We start from the raw sequence: 21,835 nt of genomic DNA on the forward strand, positions 1-21,835 counted from the left end.
TTATGTTGCTTTGGATATCGGAATATTTAGTTAAACATTTTACCTTTTTTAATGTTATCTCTTATTTAACAGTAAGAGCTATTTTAGGTTTATTAACCTCGTTAGCAATTTCATTATTTTTTGGACAAAAAGTCATTGACTGGCTACAAAAATTACAGATTGGTCAAGTTATTCGCCATGATGGGCCTGAGTCTCATTTAAGTAAAAAAGGAACACCGACTATGGGGGGGACGCTAATTTTAGCCTCAATTTCCTTGTCGGTATTGCTATGGGCAGATTTACGCAATCCTTATGTTTGGGTAACTTTGTTTGTTTTAATTGGTTATGGCATTGTTGGCTTTGCTGATGATTATTTAAAAGTGATTCGTAAAAATAGTGCTGGATTAATTGCTAGATGGAAATACTTTTGGCAATCGGTTATTGCATTAATTGTTGCTTTTGGTCTTTATGTTTATGGTAAAGATAGCACGGTAACAGTACTTGTTGTGCCATTTTTTAAAGATGTGATGCCTCAATTGGGACTATGGTTTATTTTATTAACTTATGTAGTTATTGTTGGGGCTGGTAATGCCGTTAATTTAACAGATGGACTTGATGGATTAGCAATTATGCCAACTGTTTTTGTAGCCGCTGGTTTTACGCTTGTAGCATGGGCTACAGGGAATGTCAATTTTGCTGCTTATTTGAATATTCCTTATATTAAATTCAGCGGAGAGTTGATGATTGTTTGTACTGCAATTATTGGTGCTGGACTTGGTTTTTTATGGTTTAACACATATCCGGCGATGGTTTTTATGGGAGATGTTGGATCGCTAGCTTTAGGTGGCGTGTTTGGAATTATTGCTGTTTTATTACGACAAGAATTTTTATTACTGATTATGGGGGGAATTTTTGTTATTGAAACTTTATCCGTAATTTTACAAGTAGGATCATTTAAATTACGAGGTAAAAGAATTTTCCGTATGGCACCAATTCATCATCACTATGAATTAAAGGGTTGGCCAGAACCGCGTGTTATTGTGCGGTTTTGGATAATTTCATTGATGTTAGTTGTAATAGGTTTATTAACTTTGAAATTACGTTAATAAAAGATATTAGGATCAAATCATGGTTAGCTATCAAGGAAAAAATGTCGTTATTATTGGTTTAGGTGTCACAGGACTTTCTTGTGTAGACTATTTTCTTGCTCAAAATGTTATACCTAAAGTTATTGATACTCGTAAATCGCCATCAGGGATGGAACAATTAGACAAACGTGTTGCTTGCCATTTAGGGGAATTAAATGTTGATTGGTTGCTTGATGCTGATTTAATAATAGTCAGTCCAGGAATTGCTTTATCAACACCTGAACTACAACAGGCAGCTAAAAAAGGTATTGAAATTATTGGCGATATTGAACTATTTTGCCGTGAATTGAATCAACAAAACAGTAAGCAAATTGTAGCCATTACAGGTGCAAATGGTAAAACTACAGTAACAACATTAGTTGGTGAAATTATTAAGTCGGCAGGTATTAAAGTCGCTATTGGTGGTAATATTGGGCAGCCAGCATTATCGTTATTGAATCAACATTACGATGTATATGTTCTTGAACTGTCTAGCTTTCAGCTAGAAACAACTCAGAGTTTAAAAGCTACAGTTGCAACAATCTTAAATATTTCAGAAGATCATATGGATCGTTATCCTCTTGGATTAATGCAATATGTTGAGGCTAAGCAACGTATTTATCATAATGCCAAGTATTGTGTAATTAACCATGATGATAAGTTAACCATTCCGACTGACCAACAAAAAAACTGCGTTTCATTTGGTGTAAATAAAGGGGATTATCATTTGGATTTCCACTTTGAACATTTGATTGCACAAGAGCAGCCAGTAGTAGCGACTAAAATAATGAAACTGGCGGGATGCCATAATTATCTTAATGCGTTAGCGGCTTTAGCTATAGTTGATAAACTGAAAATTTCACGGGAATCAAGTATAGCAACAATTATTTCATTTCATGGTCTAGCTCATCGTTTTGAGTTAGTGTTGGAAAAAAATGGTGTGAAGTGGATTAATGATTCCAAAGCAACTAATGTAGGTAGTACAGAAGCAGCATTAAATAGCGTAGTTTGCAAAGGGAAATTATTTTTATTATTAGGTGGGGATGGAAAATCAGCGGATTTTTCGCCATTGATTCCTTTTTTTGAAAACAGAAATCTAGAAATTTTTTGTTTTGGGCGTGATCGTTTTATCCTTGCTAAGCTAGCACCTCATATAACAACTGTAACTGAAACATTGTCAGATGCAATGCAAGTTATTGCTCAAAAAGTTGAACCAAATGATGTGGTCTTGCTTTCTCCAGCATGCGCAAGCTTAGATCAGTTTAAGAATTATATTGAACGCGGAAAACAGTTTGCACAACTTGCTGAACAATATACTCAAAGGAGTACAAAATGACACTCTTTTGGTTAAAAAAACAGGTTAATCCCCACATACCATTTGACAACCAGCTACTTTGGACTGTGTTAGGTTTAATGATCTTCGGTTTGATCATGGTGACATCTTCTTCAATGGCATTTAATGAAAGCGATCCTTTCTTTTATACACAACGAGAACTTATTCAGTTAGGACTATCATTATTTTTAATGTTTATTACGTTTTATATTCCAATGCAACGTTGGCAACAGTTTGCTTCTGTTTTACTTATTATTGCTATTATTATGTTAATCGTTGTGTTAGGTATTGGTTCTTCGATTAATGGAGCATCTCGTTGGATACCTCTAGGAGTATTCAATTTTCAACCTGCAGAACTTTCAAAATTAGCGCTATTTTTATTCTTAGCTGGTTATTTATCACGTAAATCTGAAGAAGTACAAAGCGGCTTTTGGGGTTTTTTTAAACCAATGGTTGTTATGACTATACTTTCCATTTTGTTACTTAAACAACCAGATTTAGGTACTGTTATTGTTTTATTTATGGTCACTATTGGCATTTTATTTATTGCAGGTGCGCAATTGTGGCAATTTATCGCTATTTTGCTAACGGGTGTTGGCGCAGTGATTTGTTTAATTTTGTATGAGTCTTACCGCTTAACACGACTGTTAACCTTTCTTGACCCTTGGCAAGATGCTACAGGTTCAGGTTATCAATTAGTCGCCTCATTAATGGCAATTGGTAATGGAGGCGTTACTGGACAAGGTATGGGAAATTCTGTACTGAAATTAGGTTATTTACCCGAATGTCATACTGATTTCATTTTCTCAATTATATCAGAAGAGTATGGATATATAGGTGTAGTTGCTTTATTGTCATTACTTTTCTTTCTAACATTTAAGGCGCTTGCAATTGGTTATCGAGCACTGAATGAAAGTTCATTGTTCTCTGGTTATTTAGCTTGTGAAATCGGGATATGGTTTGGTTTTCAAACATTTGTAAATGTGGGTGTTACATCTGGTATGTTGCCTACTAAAGGATTAACACTACCATTTATTAGTTATGGTGGATCAAGTCTTATTGTGATGAGTATTGCAACAGCAATATTACTCCGAATTGATTTTGAATTTAGACAACAACAAGCCCAAGCAAGAATAAGGTTAATAAAATAATGAAAAAATTATTAGTTATGGCAGGAGGAACTGGGGGGCATGTTTTTCCGGGTATTGCTGTGGCGCAATATTTAATGAAGCAAGGCTGGCAGGTAAGATGGTTAGGAACTGCCGATCGAATGGAAGCACACTTAGTTCCTGAAAATGGTATTGATATTGATTTTATCGAAATATCAGGGCTACGAGGCAAAGGTGTTATGGCATTATTAAAAGCACCTTATAAAATTTTAAAAGCAGTTTTACAAGCTAGAAAAATTTTAAAAACTTATCGCCCTGATGTTGTTCTAGGTATGGGTGGATATGTTTCAGGCCCAGGGGGAATAGCAGCAAAAACACTTGGCATACCGGTTGTAGTACATGAACAAAATGGTATAGCAGGTTTAACCAACAAATATCTAGCTAAGATAGCGGTTAAAGTTTTACAAGCATTCCCTACTGCTTTTCCTAAGGCTGAAGTAGTTGGCAATCCGGTTCGTAGTGATCTTTTAACTGTAGCAAAACCTGAAGAAAGATTCAAAGATCGTGATGGGCCAATTAGAGTATTAGTCATGGGAGGCAGCCAAGGAGCTAAAGTTATTAATGATATTGTGCCTAAAGTGATAACAAAATTATCCGATAAATATATAGTATGGCATCAAACAGGTAAAGGAATGTTGAATTCCGTAATTCAGTCATACCAAAATTGCGATATGACCAATAACAAAGTGACTGAATTTATCCAAGATGTTGCAGATGCATACAATTGGGCAGATATTGTAATTTGTCGTAGCGGGGCATTAACCGTTAGTGAAATTGAAGTAGTTGGTATTGGTGCTATTTTTATTCCGTTTATGCATAAAGATCGTCAGCAATTTTGGAATGCAAAATCACTAGCAGATATAGGTGCTGCAAGTATTATAGAACAATCCGATTTCAGTGTTGAATCGCTATCCAATTTGTTATGTAATTTGAACCGTGACAAATTAATTGAAATGGCAATAAAAGCTAAAAGTTTATCTATTGTGAATTCCACAGAAAAAGTAGCAGAAGCCCTTTATTCGGTGATAAAATAATACTTTTCTGACATAAATTTATGTAATATTTTTGTCAAAATGTTTCAGGTTAGATATATGTTTGAGTCAATGATTCATTTGAGCAATAAAAAATAACGATGATAGATATGCTCAATGATGATATGTACTGTGAACTGTAAAATAATGTAGGAGTTAAATAGTGAATACAAAGGAATTAGCGAAGTTAAGAGCAATTATTCCTGAAATGAAGCGAGTCAAACATATTCACTTTGTGGGTATTGGTGGTGCTGGTATGGGGGGAATTGCTGAAGTTCTCGCTAATGAAGGATACCAAATTAGTGGATCAGATATTGCTGAAAATGCGGTTACTCAACATCTAGAAACATTAGGGGCAAAAATTGTTATTGGCCATGCTGCTGAAAATGTGATTAATTCTAGCGTTGTTGTTATATCTTCGGCTATTTCGCAAGATAACATTGAAGTAACTGCCGCTCGTTCAGCACGTATACCTGTTATTCAACGTGCTGAAATGTTAGCTGAATTAATGCGTTTTCGATATGGTATAGCAATTGCTGGTACTCATGGTAAAACTACAACTACCGCTATGGTTACCTCTATTTATGCTGAGGCGAAACTCGATCCAACCTTTGTTAATGGTGGTTTAGTTAAGGCGGCAGGAACACATGCTCAATTAGGAAGTAGCCGTTATTTTATTGCTGAGGCTGATGAAAGTGATGCTTCATTTCTTCATTTGCAACCGATGGTATCTATTGTAACAAATATAGAGCCTGACCATATGGACACTTATCAAGGTAGTGTTGATAATCTAAAACAAACATTTATTTCATTTTTACATAACCTTCCATTTTATGGTTTAGCTATTATGTGCTACGACGATCCTATTAATCGAGAATTACTACCGATTGTGGGACGTAAAATTATCACTTATGGATTTAGCGAAGAAGCTGATGTTGTCATTAAAAATTATCGTCAAGAACGAGGTGTAAGCTATTACACGGTTTGTCGTCCTGATCGCAAGGCTTTGCAGATTGAGTTAAATGCACCTGGTAAACATAATGCTTTAAACTCGGCGGCTGCGATAATTGCAGCAACAGAAGATGGTATTGATGATGAATCAATTATAAATGCATTAGCTAAATTTGCTGGTACTAGTCGGCGTTTTGATTTATTAGGTATATTCCCGCATGTTGATGGTGGCGATATAATGATGGTTGATGATTATGGTCATCATCCTAGCGAGGTTAATGCAACAATTCAAGCAGCAAGAAACGGCTGGCCTGAACGAAGATTGGTTATGTTATTCCAACCACATCGATACACGCGTACTCGGGATTTATTTGACGATTTCGCACAAGTGCTTTCTCAAGTCGATGCACTTGTTATGTTAGATGTCTATTCCGCAGGAGAGCAACCTATTGCGGGTGCAGATAGCCGTTCGTTATGCCGTTCTATCCGCAATCGTGGCAAAGTTGACCCAATTTATGTTTCGGATTTAGATTTGCTACCCGAAATAATGCAAGAAGTTTTACAAAGTGGTGATTTATTAATTACACAAGGTGCAGGTAGTGTTGGTCGTATAGCACGCCAATTAGCCAAAACTAAATTATCATCAGAAGAGGTTTTATAAAATGGTAGATAAAGTTGCTGTATTGTATGGTGGTACTTCAGCTGAACGGGAAGTGTCACTTAAGTCAGGTAAGGCTGTACATGCAGGATTGTTGGCAAATGGTATCGATGCGCATCTTATTGATACTAAATATCATTCTATTACTAATTTAAAAGAAGAAGGTTATACAAAAGCTTTTATTATTTTACACGGACGTGGTGGGGAAGATGGTATTGTTCAAGCGATTTTGACTTATCAAAATATTCCTTATACCGGTAGTGATGTTTTATCATCAGCCTTAACAATGGATAAACTGAAAACTAAGTTAGTGTGGAAATCACTCAATTTACCTGTTGCTGAATATGTTATGGTTGAAAAATCACAATCAATTGATACTGGTGCTATAGTTAAACAGCTTGGTTTACCGTTGTTTGTTAAACCAAGTCATGAAGGATCAAGTGTGGGAATGGCTAGAGTTAATGAAGCATCTGAATTGGAAGCAGCTATTAGCGCAGCTTTCAAATATGATAGTGTAGTGATGGTTGAGTCATTTTTAGCAGGTCCAGAATTTACGGTAGCAATTGTTGGTGACGAGGTCTTACCTTCAATCCATATTAAACCCGCAACTAAATTTTATGATTATGATGCGAAATATTTATCTGATACCACTCAGTATTTTTGTCCAAGCGGTTTATCTGATGAACAAGAACAAGAAATTCGTAAATTAGCGTTAGATGCTTATAAAGCAGTAGGATGTCGAGGGTGGGGAAGAGTTGATATCATGTTTAATGCTAATCAAAAACCTTTTTTACTTGAAGTTAATACCGCTCCAGGTATGACAGACCATAGTTTGGTACCAATGGCGGCAAAAGAACATGGATGGTCATTTAATGAGCTTGTTGCTAAAATTTTGAATTTGGCAACTTTATAATTGGCCTTATTTTATGAAACAAGTTCGGCAAGCAGCACACAGAAGGGACGATAAAAACAAAAGAAAGCTGCTTATTTTTCGTAATACAGAGCAATTAATAGGATTTTTGTTCTTTATTGCGATTATTTGTATTAGTATTTGGGTCGTTCAAAGTTTTAAAAATTGGATGGATGATCCCGAACAAATGGTATTGTCTCAATTAACATTGAGTGGAGAGCATACCTATACAACTGAGGATGATCTTCGGGAAGCTATTTTAGGACTAGGGTTGCCTAATACCTATATAGGACAAGATGTTAATGATATTCAACAAGAAGTAATGCGATTTCCGTGGGTGAAGCAAACCAGTGTACGTAAACAGTGGCCAGATAGGTTAATTGTCTATGTGGAAGAATATAAGCCAGTGCTTTATTGGAATGACTTATTTTTACTTGATAAAAGTGGCAATGTATTTAGTGTACCACTTGACCGTATAAGCAACTTAAAACTACCAAAGTTATATGGTCCAGAGGGTAAAGCAAAATTGGCGTTAGAAACTTATTATAAATTAGAGAATCTTTCTAAAAAATTAGCTAATAATCAGTTGGCATTACATATTAAAACAGCAATAACTGATGAACGTAACGCGTGGCAATTGACGGTAAAACAGTGTGTATCAGGTTTTTGCCAAGAAAATCAGGAAATAAAATTACTATTAGGTAGTGAAAATATTGAACAAAGATATCAGCAATTTATCAAGTTATTTCCGGAAATTCAGTCAAGAATGCCAGAAAATGAAAAAATAATGGTCGCTGATTTACGTTATGAAAATGGCATTTCAGTGCAAAGAGAAAAAATGGTGCAGTAAGGAATAAATTAAGGCTGAAGTATGAAAGCAACAGAAAAAAAATTGGTTGTTGGATTAGAGGTTGGTACATCCAAAGTACTTGCTCTTGTTGGTGAAGTTCTTCCCGATGGTATTGTTAACATCATCGGTGTAGGGCATTGTCCATCAAAAGGGGTTGATAAAGGTGGTGTGAACGATCTTGAGTCTGTCGTAAAATCAATCCAAAGAGCGGTTGACCAAGCTGAATTAATGGCTGATTGTCAAATATCTTCAGTATATTTAAGCCTTTCAGGTAAACATATTCGTTGTCAAAATGAGATAGGCATGGTGCCAATAGAGGATGAAGAAGTAACCGCAGAAGATGTTGACAATGTTGTTCATACAGCAAAATCAGTCAGAATTTTAGATGAGCACCGTATTTTGCATGTCATTGCACAAGAATATTCTATCGATTTGCAAGAAGGTATTAAAAATCCTATTGGCTTATCTGGAGTAAGAATGAAAGCCAAAGTTCACTTAATTACTTGTCACAATGATATGGCTAGAAATATTGTGAAAGCAGTAGAACGTTGCGGTTTGAAAGTGGATCAACTTATTTTTTCTGGATTGGCCTCTAGCTATGCAGTTTTAACGGATGATGAAAAAGAACTTGGTGTTTGCGTAATTGATATGGGCGGCGGTACAATGGATGTAACGGTCTATACAGGAGGTGCGTTACGTCATTCAGTTGTAATCCCTTATGCTGGGAATGTTGTTACTAGCGATATCGCATATGCATTTGGCGCTCCGCCAATGGATGCTGAAAATATTAAGATTCGTTATGGATGCGCTGTAGGCTCATTAATTGGTAAAGATGAGGTTATTGATGTTCCAAGCGTAGGTGGAAGACCATCACGTTCATTGCAACGACAAACGCTTGCAGATGTAATTGAACCGCGCTATTCAGAACTTCTTTCGTTGGTACAAAAAGAGTTACTTGTATTACAAGAAGAACTTAAAAAACAGAATATCAAATATCAATTAGCAGCAGGTATTGTTTTAACTGGTGGTGCGTCGCAAATAAAAGGAATGGTGGAGTGCGCTGAAAAAATTTTTCAAAATCAAGTGCGTATTGGTCAGCCATTAAATATATCTGGATTAACCGACTATGTTCAAAAACCTTATTGTTCAACAGCTATAGGGTTATTGCATTATGGAAAACAAAGTTTATTAAATGATGATGGAAAAGATAATAATAAATCATCATTAAAAGGGATAGCTAAACGATTAACCGGATGGTTTAAAAAAGAATTTTAGCTAATATATTTCAAGAACTTCGTGGACATTGTAGATGATTATCTGTACAATGTTCGCAGATCGTAAATTTGGAGATAAGTTATGTTTGAACCTATGGTTGCAGATGATGAACCAGCAGCAGTCATTAAAGTTATTGGTGTAGGTGGTGGCGGCGGTAATGCTGTCGAGCATATGATTGCTGAACATATTGAAGGCGTTGAATTTTTTGCAGCAAATACAGATGCGCAAGCCTTAAAAAGAATTAAGGTAGGTCAAACTATCCAAATCGGGACTAATGTTACTAAAGGGCTTGGTGCAGGTGCTAATCCAGAAGTCGGTAGAAATTCAGCTGAGGAAGATCGAGATGTCATTCGTAGTGCTATCGAAGGAGCTGACATGGTTTTTATCGCAGCAGGAATGGGTGGTGGCACTGGAACGGGTGCAGCTCCTGTTGTTGCAGAAATAGCAAAAGAATTAGGAATTCTAACAGTTGCAGTTGTTACTAAACCTTTTGGTTTTGAAGGTAAAAAGCGTATGGCTTTTGCTGAGCAAGGTATTTCTGAGTTGGCAAAACATGTTGATTCACTAATTACTATTCCGAATGATAAATTATTAAAAGTATTAGGTCGTGGTGTTAAATTACTTGATGCTTTTGCTGCGGCTAATGGTGTTTTAAAGGGTGCAGTACAAGGGATCGCTGAGCTGATTACTAAACCTGGTCTTATCAATGTCGATTTTGCTGATGTTAGAACAGTGATGTCTGAAATGGGATATGCTATGATGGGGTCTGGTCGAGCTAGTGGTGATAATCGAGCTGAAGAAGCCGCAGAAATGGCAATTTCTAGCCCATTACTTGAAGATATTGATTTATCTGGAGCTCGAGGCGTATTAGTTAACGTAACATCTGGATTTGATATTGGTTTAGAAGAATTTGAAACAGTCGGTAACACAGTTAAAGCATTTGCTTCTGATAATGCTACGGTTGTTGTTGGTTCAACTTTTGATCCAGATATATCTGATGAAATTCGAGTAACAGTGGTTGCAACTGGTATTGGTATGGATAAACGTCCAGAAGTTAAAATGCCTAAACCAGTTTCACACAATGAGCTATTTAGCCGAAGTAGTCCTTTAGGACAACAAGAAGATAAATTAGCTAAGGTTGTTAATGAGCCAATAGCTTCTCCTCTTGATAATCGTGAGATTTTAGATATTCCTGCTTTCATACGGAAGCAAGCAAATTAAAGTAAAGTTGAACTTATTTGATTTTTTATTGTCAAAATCGGTAAGAACAAATAAAAAAGTAGGTGCAAAGTGAAACAAAGAACATTAAAAAAGACTATTCAAGCAACTGGTGTTGGTTTACATACTGGCAAAAAAGTTACCTTGACATTACGTCCTGCGCCTGAAAATACAGGTATAATTTACCGTCGTACTGATTTAAATCCATATGTAGATTTCCCTGTGGATGCCAAGTCTGTGCGTGATACAATGCTTTGTACTTGTTTAATAAATGAAGACAATGTTCGTATTTCTACAGTTGAACATATTAATGCTGCATTAGCAGGGCTTGGTATTGATAATATTATTATTGAAGTTAATGCCCCTGAAATACCAATTATGGATGGTAGTGCAAGTCCGTTTGTTTATTTATTGCTTGATGCTGGTATTGCTGAACAAAATGCACTTAAAAAGTTTTTGTGTGTAAAAGAAACAGTTCGAGTTGAAAATGGTGATAAATGGGCTGAAGTAAGGCCTTATAGTGGCTTTAAGCTAGATTTCACTATTGATTTTCAACATCCAGCTATCGATAATAGTTCACAACGTTATCAACTAGATTTTTCGTCTGAATCATTTATTCGTCAAATCAGTCGTGCTAGAACATTTGGCTTTATGCGTGATATTGAAGCATTACAATCTAAAGGCTTATGTCTTGGTGGTAGTTTAGATTGTGCAATTGTTGTTGATGATTATAAAGTGCTTAATGAAGATGGTTTACGTTTTGAAGATGAGTTTGTGCGTCACAAAATGCTTGATACTATCGGTGATTTATATATGAGCGGTCACAATATGATTGGTGAAGTTGTTTGTTATAAATCAGGTCATGCATTGAATAATCAATTATTGCAAGCATTGCTAGCAAAACAAAATGCATGGGAATATATCACATTTACAGAAGAGCAAATAGTGCCACTTGCATTGGGTACTCAACAGCTTATTTTTGCATAAAATATAAGTAATATTGTTTTATATTATAGACGCTCCTGTTTTTAATAGGAGCGTTTTTATTTTATATTAAAGGGATAATGTATGAATAACAGTCATTTTTTTGCTCATTTATCACGATTAAAACTTATTAATCGTTGGCCTTTAATGCGTAATGTAAGAACTGAAAATGTATCAGAGCATAGTTTACAGGTCGCTTTTGTTGCACATGCCTTAGCAATAATTAAAAACAAGAAATTTAATGGAAATGTTAATCCAGAAAGAATTGCATTGCTGGCAATGTACCACGACGTTTCGGAAGTGATAACAGGCGATCTACCAACACCAACAAAGTATTACAATCCACAAATAACGGTTGAATATAAAAAGATTGAAAAAATAGCACAGCATAAACTTATCAATATGCTTCCTAAAGAGTTACAAGATGATTTTAGAAAATTAATTGATGATGATTTTTATGACGAAATCGAGAAAAGTATTGTAAAACAAGCTGATGCATTATGCGCTTACCTTAAAACGATTGAAGAGCTCAGTGCGGGCAATAATGAGTTTAAATTAGCAGAACAACGTTTAAAAAAGACTTTATTTGAACGTAACAGTCCTGAAATGAATTACTTCTTAGACGTTTTTGTTCCAAGCTTTAGTTTATCACTAGATGAAATAACTATGTAAAATTAGTTTATTTATAAGCATCGGTATCAATAACCAAGAAATTGTTTTTGGCGTATTCATTTCTTACTGTTGATTTGCCTGAGCCGACCTGTCCGCCGAGTAAAATTACTTCAGGGTTATTTGAAGGTTTAACAAATCTCAGATATTCATTTTTGATTGCATTCTCGAAAATTCTGTCATGCTTATCTTTGGAAAGAATAAATTTATTAGCCATAAAATAAATAGTCAATCATCTTCTGAAAATACTACATCAGGAAATACTTCATTAAATTTCGGGTGAAAATTACCAGCCGCAATGGCTTTGAGTTCGTCTATATCTGCTGTACTTGGGGGGATAATTCCAACTTCATATAAATCTTGTAGAGCCTTTATATAGAGAGGATAAGCGGCATCATAAGCGGCTTGGTCGCCTGTTTCTTTAATTGAGCTGAAGTAGTGGCAAAACTTGATTTTTTCTCGTTTAACCGCCTGTTTTGCTGCGTCAATCCAAGGGTAAATGCTGGGATCTAGTGTTTTCATGATGTTTCCTTATTCATCGTTATAAATCGAGTGGCCGAAATGGATCATAGACATAAAGAAAAAAGTCAAAATTACCATACCAATGGTGGTGGGCATACTAAAGTAGGCATGGCCTAAAAGGTAGCTACCCACTTAAACATTTTTTATTTCTATTATAGATTATTAATAAAAAATACATACTTTTTCAGAATATTAAATTCTGTGATAATAAAAAGGTTTTTACTCTAGTTATAATAAATGTATTTTATGTCAGATACAAGTTAAATGGCTTTTAAGCTCGTCAATTTCCTCTAACTAATCGAGATATTTTTTAGTGATATACGTGATAACGAAACTAATTCACGATATCACTAATTAAAAAATTACGATTATACTGAATAATAATCACTCGAACCTTTACAGGATCAACAAACTCTCACAATGGTAGAATAATTAATCTTCTTTCCCTCGGATCTTCCGAGACAATCGTTTAAACCCATGAGTAAACTTTTTAATTGCCATTGCAAAAAAAGGAACCTTAATTTTGATATCAAAGCGTTCTTTCAACTCGATTGCGTCATTGGCTTTAGTTAGCCAAATAAATCCTGAGTTCGTTAAATCGATGGCCTTGATTTTTCCTTCAGGCGTTAAGATAAAATTTCCGCCATGAATATCATTAGATACTAAATTATAACTGTGCAGTTTTTCAATACAGTTTTTAACTTGCTCGCCATACTCTTTCATTTCTTCCCACTTTAAAGAGCGCCCTTCGATAAAGTTAAAAATCATATAATGGCGTTTAGTTTTTTGATCGAAAGCAACCAAATACAGTTCATAAGCAATATCGGCATTATCAAGTGATATTTTGGCGAGTTTACGAATTAAATTGAAATAAAAGTCGCCTGTAATTTTGGCGATTAAACGACGCTCTAAACGGTGCTCAACACCGCCATCAATTTTAAAAATAAATTTTGATTCATCATGATCGATTAAATAAGTATATCGCTCTAATTTATCGCTAGGATCGAGTAATTCATAATGTCCTTCTTCTGCCAAAAATTGGTCAAAAAGTTCTAAATAATTGATTTTGTCATTTTGCACATAGGCGAACTTCATATCGCCACGTTGAACTTCAATAATTTTTGCAAAGTTATTCAAATTTTATTATCCCAGAATACATCAAAAAAATTGACTTATCTTAAACATTATCTGCGTTAAAGTAAATGAAACAGTAACGTTTAACTAGTAGTATGAATAGTATTAATTAAAAAGTGATGAATATTTGCTATGCCATTAAAATGATATTATGGTTAAATAATTGAATTTATATTATTGGTTAGTTATGTCTAATAGCGCATCCGAATGGTTTTTATATATTATTAGAACAGCAAAAAAATCACTCTATACTGGTATTACAACAAATGTGGAAAGAAGGCTTCACCAACATCAAACCAACAAAGGTGCAAAGCATCTAAAGGGGCAAAAAGATTTGACTATCGTGTACCAAATCTACATCGGTGACAGATCGATGGCGCTTAGGCTTGAGTACCGAATAAAACAGCTTTCTAAACAAAAAAAAGAGAAGTTAGTCACAAACCAGCCTAATTTAAACGAATTATTAAAATTACTCAATTAATACGCTTTATATTCACATCATTGGCATTAACTGTATTGTAGGAGCTTTAATTGCATCAATTTGCTTATTAAACTCAGCTAATTGTTGACGCCAAAAATCCTCATCAGTAATCCATGGAAAGGCGATAGGAAAAGCAGGATCTTGCCAACGCTCTAAAATCCATGCTAAATGATGAACCATTCTCATCGCTCTTAAAGGTTCGATAAGCTTTAATTGATGATGATCAAACTCACAAAACTCCTGATACATTTCAATCAATAAATCCAACTGTAAACGTTGCTGTTGACGAACACCATGCAGTAACATCCACAGATCTTGAATTGCAGGGCCATTACGAGAATCATCAAAATCAACAAACATTGCATTATCGCGCCATAAAATATTACCCGCATGGCAATCGGCATGTAATCGAATAGGCTGCCAATCGTTATGCCAATGCTGTTCAACAGTTTTTATTAACTGGGCTAAAATATCTTTAAGGTCAGTTTGAACTTTCTTAGAAATATAATTGCTAGATAGCAATATATCTTGTGGCCGATAAAGATACTCTTCTAATCCAATCGTTGGACGATGTAAAAATGTCTGCTCAGCACCAATTTGGTGGATACGACCAAGCAACATACCCACAGATTCCATTTGCTCGATATTATCCATCTCATATTGTCGTCCTCCAACACTAGCAAACAACGTAAACAGATAACCTTGATATTCGTGTAGTGTCGTATTATTAAATGTTAATGGCGTAATAACGGGAACCTCAGCATCAGCTAATTGCTTAGTAAACTGATGTTCTTCAAGAATTTGCTGACGATCCCAACGATTTGGTCGATAAAACTTAGCCACATAACGTTTATGATCTTCATCTTGAAATTGATAAACACGATTTTCATAACTATTTAACACAGTCAAACCAGAATCTATACTCAATCCTATTGAAGATAGGCTATCAATAATTAAATCTGGTGATAAAGATTGAAACGAAAATGTTGAACTATTCATTGAATGATCCTTTATTGCAAACTAAACCATTCATCTAATTTTTGTTTTAGAGCTTCAAGTCCAATACGCTTAGGTGATGAAAAAGGAGCAACAGTAATATCTCCTTGAAAAGGTAAAATAGCTTCTTTAACCATATTAACTTGTTTTTTTTGAGCGCCAGAAGCTAATTTATCAGCTTTAGTAAGCAGTAACATAATAGGGATATCAACTGAAACCGCCCACTCAATCATCTGTTGATCTAAATCTTTTAACGGGTGTCTAATATCCATCAATACAACCAAACCTTTTAAACTTTCACGTTTTTGCAGATATTCGCCTAATGCTTTTTGCCATTTACGCTTTATCGCCTCTGGCACTTGAGCATAGCCATAACCGGGTAAATCTACTAAACGGCAATTTTCTTCAACTTCGAAAAGATTAATAAGTTGGGTTCGACCTGGCGTTTTACTCGTTCTAGCAAGCCCTTTTTGATTGGTTAATGTATTAAGTGCGCTTGATTTACCAGCGTTAGAACGACCAGCAAAAGCAATTTCAACACCATTATCAATAGGTAGATGAGAAATATCAGGTGCACTCAAAATAAAATGAGTTTTAGCATAATTTAATGGGTGAATATTGGTCATAAATAAGTATCCTTTAAATGCAACGGCATTTAATTGACTAAAATGCCGTTACTGTATAGAAAAACTTAAGAATTGACAACTTTTTCCACAGCTTTTGCTAATCGAGTCATACCTTCTTTAATTTCATCTTCAGAAATAATTAGTGATGGGGTAAGGCGTAAAACATTAGGTCCGGCATTTAAAATCATCACTTTAAATTCGGATGCTACGTTCAAAAAATCACGAGCTTTATTGTGAAATTTGGGCTGTAACTCTGCACCTAACAACAACCCTTTCCCACGATACTCTCGAAATAATTTAAATTTATCATTAATTTTTTCTAATTGCTCAATAAATACAGCACGTCGTTTTTGCACACCTTCAAGTATTTCAGGAGAATTAATAATATTAAAAGCCTCACAACCCACAGCACAAGCTAAAGGGTTACCACCATAAGTTGTACCATGTACACCGGGATGCATAACTGAAGCAATTTCGTCTGTTGTTAACATAGCACTAATAGGAAATCCACCGCCCAGTGCTTTAGCTGAGGTTAAAATATCTGGCTTTACATCATATTGTTGATAAGTAAATAAACTGCCTGTTCGACCCATTCCACATTGCACTTCATCGAACACCAGTAAAGCTTTATATTCATCACATAGCTCACGCAAACCTTGTAAAAATTCGGGTGTGGCTGAAGTTAATCCACCTTCACCTTGCACAGGCTCTAGTACAACCGCACAAGTATGATCATCCATTACGGCTTTAACTGCATCAAGATCATTAAAAGGAACATGAATAATATCAGCTGGTTTTGGACCAAAACCATCCGAATACTTAGCCTGACCACCAACAGAGACGGTAAAAAATGTACGCCCATGAAAAGATTGATAAAAAGCAATAATTTTAGTCTTATAAGGATTGTATTTATGTATTGCGTAATGACGAGCTAATTTAAACGCAGCTTCATTAGCTTCGGCACCAGAATTTGCAAAAAAAACACGTTCAGCAAACGTATTATCGATAAGTTTTTGAGCAAGATTTAAAGCCGGCTCATTAGTAAAAACATTACTTACATGCCATAACTTTTCACTTTGTTCATGTAATGCTTTAACTAATCTTGGATGACAATGCCCAAGCGCATTTACAGCGATGCCACCTGCAAAATCAATATATTCTTCACCATTTTGATCCCAAACACGACTCCCTTTACCCTTTACGGGGATAAATTTTGCTGGTGCATAAATAGGTAAAATAACTTTATCAAAAAGTTCACGTGTGATTTTTGGCTGCATTGTTTAATCCTTATTTATTTTATTAACTAGTTCCTATCATTTTAATCAAACTAATTGCGGTGTAAAGTAAATAATTATTCAAATATTTTAAATTAATATTCACTCATTAAAGGTGAATTCAATTTAAAATTAATATAATAATTTTCTTCTTATCTATAATTATTTTCAGGTATAATTAGCCACTATTCGTTAAGTGTACTTAAAAGAGATAAAAATGAGCCGTGTCGTTTATTGCCATTATTTAAAAAAAGAAGCAGAGGGATTAGATTTTCAACTTTATCCAGGGGAGATTGGAAAACGTATTTTTAACGAAATATCCAAACAGGCATGGCAAGAATGGCTCAAAAAACAAACAATGCTCATTAACGAACATAAACTCAATATGATGAATCTAGAACACCGAAAAAAAATTGAAGCTGAAATGATCAAATTTCTATTTGAAGGCGAAGAAGTTGTTATTGATGGATATAAACCGCAAAATTGAGATGTAAAATGAAAAAAAATAAAAAAATCATCGCGTTAATTATTTCTGTAACTCTTCTAACAGGTTGTCCTAGTACGAATTCAAAAAAAAATGAAAACAATTATGTTAAAGATACTAATGCTTTTAATATCTTAATTAGTCAATATGCTAATAACATTGAAGAAATTTGGGGTCCGAAAGAAGTCCTTATTGCAGGGCCTAAAGATTATGTTCAATATGAAGATAATTTAAAAACGCGTGTCCATATTAACTTTGTTTCTGGTGTGATTACTATTGAAACGATGGCAGAATCACCAATAGAAAACCTAAAAGAAGCGATAGTTTCGACATTACTTATGTCAGAGCCAGTTGACATTATACGACATGACAAAATCAGTCAAGACTTATCTCAAGAACCATTTCTATACAATCAGGTATTAGATCAAGAGCATCAACCGATTCGTTGGAGTGGCAGAGCCAATAGTTTTGCTGATTATCTGCTTAGCAATAATATAAAAACTCGCTGGTCTGGTTCTTATAAAATTACTTATGTTGAAATTAAACTTGTTCCTAACCACATAAATCAACGTGCCAGAAAATTCTTACCAATAGTAGCTGAAGCTTCTAATCGTTATTTTATTGATGAACGCTTGATCTTAGCCATTATGGAAGTTGAATCTGCATTTAACCCATATGCTGTCAGCCGTACTGATGCGCTTGGACTAATGCAAGTACAACAACACACCGCTGGGCGTGATATTTTCAAATTACAAGGCAAATCGGGTGAACCAAGTCGAAAATTCTTACTCGATCCGCGTAATAATGTTGATATAGGTACAGCTTATTTATCTTTATTAAAAACGAAATACTTAGCAGGCATTAATAACCCAATTTCGTTAAGATACGCCGTGATCACATCTTATAATGGAGGAGTAGGAAGTGTGTTGCGTACGTTTTCTAACGATCGCAATGAAGCTATCAACATCATAAACTCAATGACACCACAACAGGTTTATCGAAAACTTGTCACTTCTCACGTTTCGCAAGAGTCACGTAATTATCTAATAAAAGTCAATAGAATCTTAGATAATAAATAAGTTATAAAAAAATAAATATTTCCTCATCATTCATAAGTAATGATGAGGAAATATATCATTTACCAGCTCATAAACGAATGATAAAGCAAAATGGATTTAATGGTTGTTTAAAGATAACACAACATAATCAGTCAACATCTAGCGATTCAGAAGCTAACAAACAATAGCTAACTAACAAAAGGTAATAAACAAAAGTCTAAGCGATTGTGGGTAAAACACTCTAACAGTTTTTAAAGAATTATTTTAATTAAAAATTTACTTATCTATAAAGTGAATGATTTTCATCTTTACATTTCTTTACAAAAAAATCCGCCAAAAAACTAGCCAACAATTTTTTAAATGGTTATACTTTAACCGCTATAGGAAAGCAAGCTTTTTAAATAATCGGAAAACAATAAAAATTAAAATAAAACAAATAATTACTTGACAGGTAAACCATAATGCATTATCATTTTAGACACCAGACACCAGACACCAGCACTGGCAAACCTATGTCTTAAATTTATTAAATAATCTTATTCGAAGAGCTTTTACACAAAACTTATTTATACCTTCCAAATTATCTCTCAACGTATTATCAAAATTGTCTCAAAAAAGCTTATTGGTGTTGGGGCTGTTATTATTGTTATCTTCATGGAATTTACAGGCGAATGGCAAAAAATCTCGAACAGGTAATCGTAGTGATGCAATAATGCTACCGTCGCCAGTTATCAATTATGTAAGGCCAAATCTACTTTTGGGTGATGAAGAAAGAGCGGGTCCAGCTGACATATGGAATCCCGATAAGGGCTTTTTAGTACAATCAATTGATTTTGAATCAATTCATCCTGAATCATACAGTCTTAATTTTCCGACCACGGGTGGGCATAATTTATATTTTGATTTACTCATAAGTGGAGTAGATATAAAGGAATTGACATGGGAACCCATTACTTTGGGGGGCATCACTGCGACAGTGACAAATGTTGTAGCTAATGATAAGTGGATCCCTGATGAAGATAAGGGACAAGTTGTCGCTCGTGTTAAGCTAACAGGTCCAGAGGCAAGAAATCAATGGTACAATCCTCATCCTAACCCAATTGCTAAGCCACAGTTACCACAGACGTTTGAGTTAGTGGGTAGAGATATTAATACTGGTGATGAGGTAGTAAAATATGGATTTAAGTTAAAGCAGTGGTTTGTTAACCGAGGAGGTAAATATGATACAGCCCCAGCTCAAACAACATGGTGTAGTCGTTTGGGGTATCGTCTTACGCAGGTAAGAGATTTAACCAATGCAGTCAGAACAGCTAGTTTTCCTATTTCTAGTGCCACGCCGTCGTCATCTGAAAATTATTACCAGCGTCGAATTGGAGCTGGATTTTTCACGGAGTGGGGCTACATGTCCCATTACGCTAATGCGGATTTCGCTTACAGTACTCACTCCCACTATGGTTATTGGACGATCAACGCCATACCTAACCGTCAGTTCTATGTCTACTCGGACACTGGCTACATCAATAGCAATCACATGGGTGCTACCTTCGGGTATTATGCTGTTTGCACCACACCTTAGATTTTAGTGTTTATTTCTTAATCCTTAGGCTCAGGAATAGTTTATGGTGCAAATAAAGGATAATATAACAAAGAACCAAGCCTATGAGGCGTTAGGTATTGAGCAGGAAAAGCCTGCGAGCTTTGCGCTTTAATGACTGAAAGCCAAAATAGTGCTCTGATCGATACAAATTAAAATCTTGCGCTTTTGTTATTAACTAGCTGTTATTAACAAGTTATTATTAAATAGCTATTATTAAATAACAAAAGCGCTTTTCTTAAAAAGCAGAATCCAGTGTAATAAAAAAACTATTCTATAAGTGTTTGATTTCATTTAAAATAAAAAAATTAAATAAAATCAATAGCCTACCTGAACGATTTTAGAGCAAAAAATACGCTTATAGCACGGCAAAGTTAATATGGCTAATTTTAATCACGTCCGATAGGTTGATTCTAAATAAGATTAGCTCCCCACTAGATATAAATCTTCCTAAAAATTTTAATTCACTATTTTTACTATAAGTAACCTCTTTAATAATGAGGGATTTTTGTGGTTTTAAAGTTTTTTAATAAAAAAAACGTGATCTGCTTCAAATTTTGAGTATACTATGCGTCTCATAAAACCCTAGTTTTTTTGAGGATGTTAGTTTGAGTACCAATAAACTTGTGGATTCATATTCTCCCGCACAAATGACCCAAATTGCTGAAGATCTTGGCAATTACAAAGTAAACAAACACCCATGTAGTACGATTTTATCCGCAATGCTTGCTGGTGTTTATATCTCTATCGCTTTTGTATTTTATATTACCGTAACAACCGGAACAGCAACCGTTGCTTTTGGTTTGGCAAAATTAGTCGGCGGTATTTGTTTCTCTTTAGGACTTATGCTTGTTGTTTGTTGTGGTTCTGACTTATTTACTTCAACAGTATTGACCATTTTACCTAAAATGACCCATAAAATTGGCTGGACTAAAATGATTCGTAATTGGATTTTGGTCTATGTTGGTAACTTTATTGGTGCTATACTGTTTGTTACAGTTATTTGGTTTTCAGGCCAGTATATGGTAGCCAATGGTTTGTGGGGACTAAATATTTTACAAACCGCTGATCATAAATTACATCACACCTTTATTGAGGCAGTATGTCTTGGCTTTTTAGCTAATCTAATGGTCTGTTTGGCCGCCTGGTTGAGTTACGCTGGTCGTAGCTTACTTGATAAAATGCTAATTATGGTTTTACCTGTTGCAATGTTTGTTGCCAGCGGTTTTGAGCATAGTATTGCAAATATGTTTATGATTCCTATGGGTATTGTGATTAAGAACTTTGCGTCCCCTGAGTTTTGGCAAGCAGCTGGTGTGTCGGCAGATGCATTTAAAGAGTTAACAGTATCGCATTTTGTATTTAAAAATTTAATTCCAGTTACAATTGGGAATATTTTAGGTGGTTTAGCTGTAGCACTACCTTATTGGGCTTTATATTTACGTAAGCCACATTGATTTTATAATATTTACCCTCATATTTAATAGGGTAAATAGTTATTTTTGTAAACCT

At 34.9% G+C, this 21,835-nt stretch carries 22 protein-coding genes; 16 read left to right on the forward strand and 6 right to left on the reverse strand.

Going from position 1 to position 21,835, the window contains the following annotated elements; genetic code table 11:
• The first annotated feature begins 2 nt into the window (after positions 1–2).
• The 11 genes from mraY (at position 3) to yfbR (ending at position 12,157) form a co-directional block, all read left to right on the forward strand.
• Positions 3–1,085, forward strand: a complete 1,083-nt coding sequence (gene mraY / locus J6569_RS00625) for a phospho-N-acetylmuramoyl-pentapeptide-transferase (protein ID WP_085164930.1) — start codon at positions 3–5, stop codon at positions 1,083–1,085.
• A gap of 22 nt (positions 1,086–1,107) precedes the next feature.
• Positions 1,108–2,442 (forward strand): UDP-N-acetylmuramoyl-L-alanine--D-glutamate ligase, encoded by a 1,335-nt coding sequence (gene murD / locus J6569_RS00630; protein WP_065590393.1) that lies wholly within the window; start codon positions 1,108–1,110, stop codon positions 2,440–2,442.
• Positions 2,439–3,590, forward strand: coding sequence for a cell division protein FtsW (gene ftsW / locus J6569_RS00635; RefSeq protein ID WP_081298061.1), 1,152 nt, complete (start codon positions 2,439–2,441; stop codon positions 3,588–3,590). Before murD ends, ftsW begins: the two co-directional genes overlap by 4 nt.
• Positions 3,590–4,642 carry an undecaprenyldiphospho-muramoylpentapeptide beta-N-acetylglucosaminyltransferase gene (gene murG / locus J6569_RS00640; protein WP_296317169.1) on the forward strand — a complete coding sequence of 351 codons (1,053 nt, stop codon included), beginning with the start codon at positions 3,590–3,592 and terminating at the stop codon, positions 4,640–4,642. Before ftsW ends, murG begins: the two co-directional genes overlap by 1 nt.
• Before the next feature lie 160 nt (positions 4,643–4,802).
• Complete coding sequence (murC, locus tag J6569_RS00645; protein ID WP_366941214.1) at positions 4,803–6,251, forward strand: UDP-N-acetylmuramate--L-alanine ligase; 1,449 nt, start codon at positions 4,803–4,805, stop codon at positions 6,249–6,251.
• Position 6,252: 1 nt separating this feature from the next.
• Positions 6,253–7,161: a D-alanine--D-alanine ligase gene (locus tag J6569_RS00650; protein WP_174798736.1), complete on the forward strand. Its 909-nt coding sequence runs from the start codon at positions 6,253–6,255 to the stop codon at positions 7,159–7,161.
• A gap of 13 nt (positions 7,162–7,174) precedes the next feature.
• Positions 7,175–8,008 (forward strand): FtsQ-type POTRA domain-containing protein, encoded by an 834-nt coding sequence (locus tag J6569_RS00655; protein ID WP_174798735.1) that lies wholly within the window; start codon positions 7,175–7,177, stop codon positions 8,006–8,008.
• 21 nt (positions 8,009–8,029) lie between these two features.
• Positions 8,030–9,283, forward strand: a complete 1,254-nt coding sequence (gene ftsA / locus J6569_RS00660; protein ID WP_174798734.1) for a cell division protein FtsA — start codon at positions 8,030–8,032, stop codon at positions 9,281–9,283.
• An 81-nt stretch (positions 9,284–9,364) separates the two neighbouring features.
• Positions 9,365–10,504 (forward strand): cell division protein FtsZ, encoded by a 1,140-nt coding sequence (gene ftsZ / locus J6569_RS00665; protein WP_174798733.1) that lies wholly within the window; start codon positions 9,365–9,367, stop codon positions 10,502–10,504.
• Positions 10,505–10,573: 69 nt separating this feature from the next.
• A complete protein-coding gene (gene lpxC, locus J6569_RS00670; protein ID WP_065610422.1) occupies positions 10,574–11,488 on the forward strand; it encodes a UDP-3-O-acyl-N-acetylglucosamine deacetylase in 915 nt (304 codons plus the stop codon).
• An 81-nt stretch (positions 11,489–11,569) separates the two neighbouring features.
• The gene (gene yfbR, locus J6569_RS00675) at positions 11,570–12,157 is read left to right on the forward strand and encodes a 5'-deoxynucleotidase (RefSeq protein WP_296317174.1); all 588 of its coding nucleotides are present in this window, start codon (positions 11,570–11,572) and stop codon (positions 12,155–12,157) included.
• 7 nt (positions 12,158–12,164) lie between these two features.
• Here yfbR and J6569_RS00680 read toward each other — a convergent pair whose 3' ends face one another.
• From J6569_RS00680 to J6569_RS00690, 3 genes are all read right to left on the reverse strand, one after another.
• Positions 12,165–12,371 carry a zeta toxin family protein gene (locus J6569_RS00680; RefSeq protein ID WP_296317176.1) on the reverse strand — a complete coding sequence of 69 codons (207 nt, stop codon included), beginning with the start codon at positions 12,369–12,371 and terminating at the stop codon, positions 12,165–12,167.
• 11 nt (positions 12,372–12,382) lie between these two features.
• Positions 12,383–12,676 carry a hypothetical protein gene (locus J6569_RS00685; RefSeq protein ID WP_085164917.1) on the reverse strand — a complete coding sequence of 98 codons (294 nt, stop codon included), beginning with the start codon at positions 12,674–12,676 and terminating at the stop codon, positions 12,383–12,385.
• Positions 12,677–13,108: 432 nt separating this feature from the next.
• Positions 13,109–13,813, reverse strand: coding sequence for a lipopolysaccharide core heptose(II) kinase RfaY (locus tag J6569_RS00690; protein ID WP_296317178.1), 705 nt, complete (start codon positions 13,811–13,813; stop codon positions 13,109–13,111).
• Between the two features lie 184 nt (positions 13,814–13,997).
• Here J6569_RS00690 and J6569_RS00695 point away from each other — a divergent pair, with 184 nt between their 5' ends.
• On the forward strand, positions 13,998–14,291 hold the full coding sequence (locus tag J6569_RS00695) for a GIY-YIG nuclease family protein (protein ID WP_065574493.1): 294 nt from the start codon (positions 13,998–14,000) through the stop codon (positions 14,289–14,291).
• A gap of 12 nt (positions 14,292–14,303) precedes the next feature.
• On the opposite strand, the gene J6569_RS00700 is transcribed toward J6569_RS00695, so the two are convergent.
• The 3 genes from J6569_RS00700 to J6569_RS00710 form a co-directional block, all read right to left on the reverse strand.
• Complete coding sequence (locus J6569_RS00700; RefSeq protein ID WP_296317179.1) at positions 14,304–15,290, reverse strand: serine/threonine protein kinase; 987 nt, start codon at positions 15,288–15,290, stop codon at positions 14,304–14,306.
• An 11-nt stretch (positions 15,291–15,301) separates the two neighbouring features.
• Positions 15,302–15,913, reverse strand: coding sequence for a ribosome biogenesis GTP-binding protein YihA/YsxC (yihA, locus tag J6569_RS00705; protein ID WP_296317181.1), 612 nt, complete (start codon positions 15,911–15,913; stop codon positions 15,302–15,304).
• Positions 15,914–15,978: 65 nt separating this feature from the next.
• Entirely contained in the window at positions 15,979–17,190 is a 1,212-nt protein-coding gene (locus tag J6569_RS00710; RefSeq protein ID WP_296317183.1) for an aspartate aminotransferase family protein, read from the reverse strand.
• A 214-nt stretch (positions 17,191–17,404) separates the two neighbouring features.
• Here J6569_RS00710 and J6569_RS00715 point away from each other — a divergent pair, with 214 nt between their 5' ends.
• The 4 genes from J6569_RS00715 (at position 17,405) to focA (ending at position 21,780) form a co-directional block, all read left to right on the forward strand.
• Positions 17,405–17,674 (forward strand): oxidative damage protection protein, encoded by a 270-nt coding sequence (locus J6569_RS00715; protein ID WP_034914624.1) that lies wholly within the window; start codon positions 17,405–17,407, stop codon positions 17,672–17,674.
• A gap of 8 nt (positions 17,675–17,682) precedes the next feature.
• Positions 17,683–18,750: a membrane-bound lytic murein transglycosylase MltC gene (mltC, locus tag J6569_RS00720; protein WP_034914627.1), complete on the forward strand. Its 1,068-nt coding sequence runs from the start codon at positions 17,683–17,685 to the stop codon at positions 18,748–18,750.
• Positions 18,751–19,354: 604 nt separating this feature from the next.
• Positions 19,355–20,305: a hypothetical protein gene (locus J6569_RS00725; protein WP_296317186.1), complete on the forward strand. Its 951-nt coding sequence runs from the start codon at positions 19,355–19,357 to the stop codon at positions 20,303–20,305.
• Positions 20,306–20,931: 626 nt separating this feature from the next.
• Positions 20,932–21,780, forward strand: a complete 849-nt coding sequence (focA, locus tag J6569_RS00730) for a formate transporter FocA (RefSeq protein WP_081298300.1) — start codon at positions 20,932–20,934, stop codon at positions 21,778–21,780.
• The last annotated feature ends 55 nt before the right edge of the window (positions 21,781–21,835 follow it).

The organism is Gilliamella sp., from assembly GCF_024104075.1.
Lineage (GTDB): Bacteria > Pseudomonadota > Gammaproteobacteria > Enterobacterales > Orbaceae > Gilliamella > Gilliamella bombi.

What these genes read in the sequence shown, in the direction of transcription:
- mltC (WP_034914627.1), top strand. Translation starts at nt 17,683, where the DNA reads ATGAAAAAAAATAAAAAAATCATCGCGTTAATTATTTCTGTAACTCTT.
- J6569_RS00715 (WP_034914624.1), top strand. Translation starts at nt 17,405, where the DNA reads ATGAGCCGTGTCGTTTATTGCCATTATTTAAAAAAAGAAGCAGAGGGA.
- J6569_RS00685 (WP_085164917.1), bottom strand. Translation starts at nt 12,676, where the DNA reads ATGAAAACACTAGATCCCAGCATTTACCCTTGGATTGACGCAGCAAAA.
- ftsA (WP_174798734.1), top strand. Translation starts at nt 8,030, where the DNA reads ATGAAAGCAACAGAAAAAAAATTGGTTGTTGGATTAGAGGTTGGTACA.
- murD (WP_065590393.1), top strand. Translation starts at nt 1,108, where the DNA reads ATGGTTAGCTATCAAGGAAAAAATGTCGTTATTATTGGTTTAGGTGTC.
- J6569_RS00650 (WP_174798736.1), top strand. Translation starts at nt 6,253, where the DNA reads ATGGTAGATAAAGTTGCTGTATTGTATGGTGGTACTTCAGCTGAACGG.
- yihA (WP_296317181.1), bottom strand. Translation starts at nt 15,913, where the DNA reads ATGACCAATATTCACCCATTAAATTATGCTAAAACTCATTTTATTTTG.
- murG (WP_296317169.1), top strand. Translation starts at nt 3,590, where the DNA reads ATGAAAAAATTATTAGTTATGGCAGGAGGAACTGGGGGGCATGTTTTT.
- mraY (WP_085164930.1), top strand. Translation starts at nt 3, where the DNA reads ATGTTGCTTTGGATATCGGAATATTTAGTTAAACATTTTACCTTTTTT.
- J6569_RS00655 (WP_174798735.1), top strand. Translation starts at nt 7,175, where the DNA reads ATGAAACAAGTTCGGCAAGCAGCACACAGAAGGGACGATAAAAACAAA.
- J6569_RS00695 (WP_065574493.1), top strand. Translation starts at nt 13,998, where the DNA reads ATGTCTAATAGCGCATCCGAATGGTTTTTATATATTATTAGAACAGCA.
- J6569_RS00710 (WP_296317183.1), bottom strand. Translation starts at nt 17,190, where the DNA reads ATGCAGCCAAAAATCACACGTGAACTTTTTGATAAAGTTATTTTACCT.
- J6569_RS00680 (WP_296317176.1), bottom strand. Translation starts at nt 12,371, where the DNA reads ATGGCTAATAAATTTATTCTTTCCAAAGATAAGCATGACAGAATTTTC.
- yfbR (WP_296317174.1), top strand. Translation starts at nt 11,570, where the DNA reads ATGAATAACAGTCATTTTTTTGCTCATTTATCACGATTAAAACTTATT.
- J6569_RS00700 (WP_296317179.1), bottom strand. Translation starts at nt 15,290, where the DNA reads ATGAATAGTTCAACATTTTCGTTTCAATCTTTATCACCAGATTTAATT.
- ftsZ (WP_174798733.1), top strand. Translation starts at nt 9,365, where the DNA reads ATGTTTGAACCTATGGTTGCAGATGATGAACCAGCAGCAGTCATTAAA.
- ftsW (WP_081298061.1), top strand. Translation starts at nt 2,439, where the DNA reads ATGACACTCTTTTGGTTAAAAAAACAGGTTAATCCCCACATACCATTT.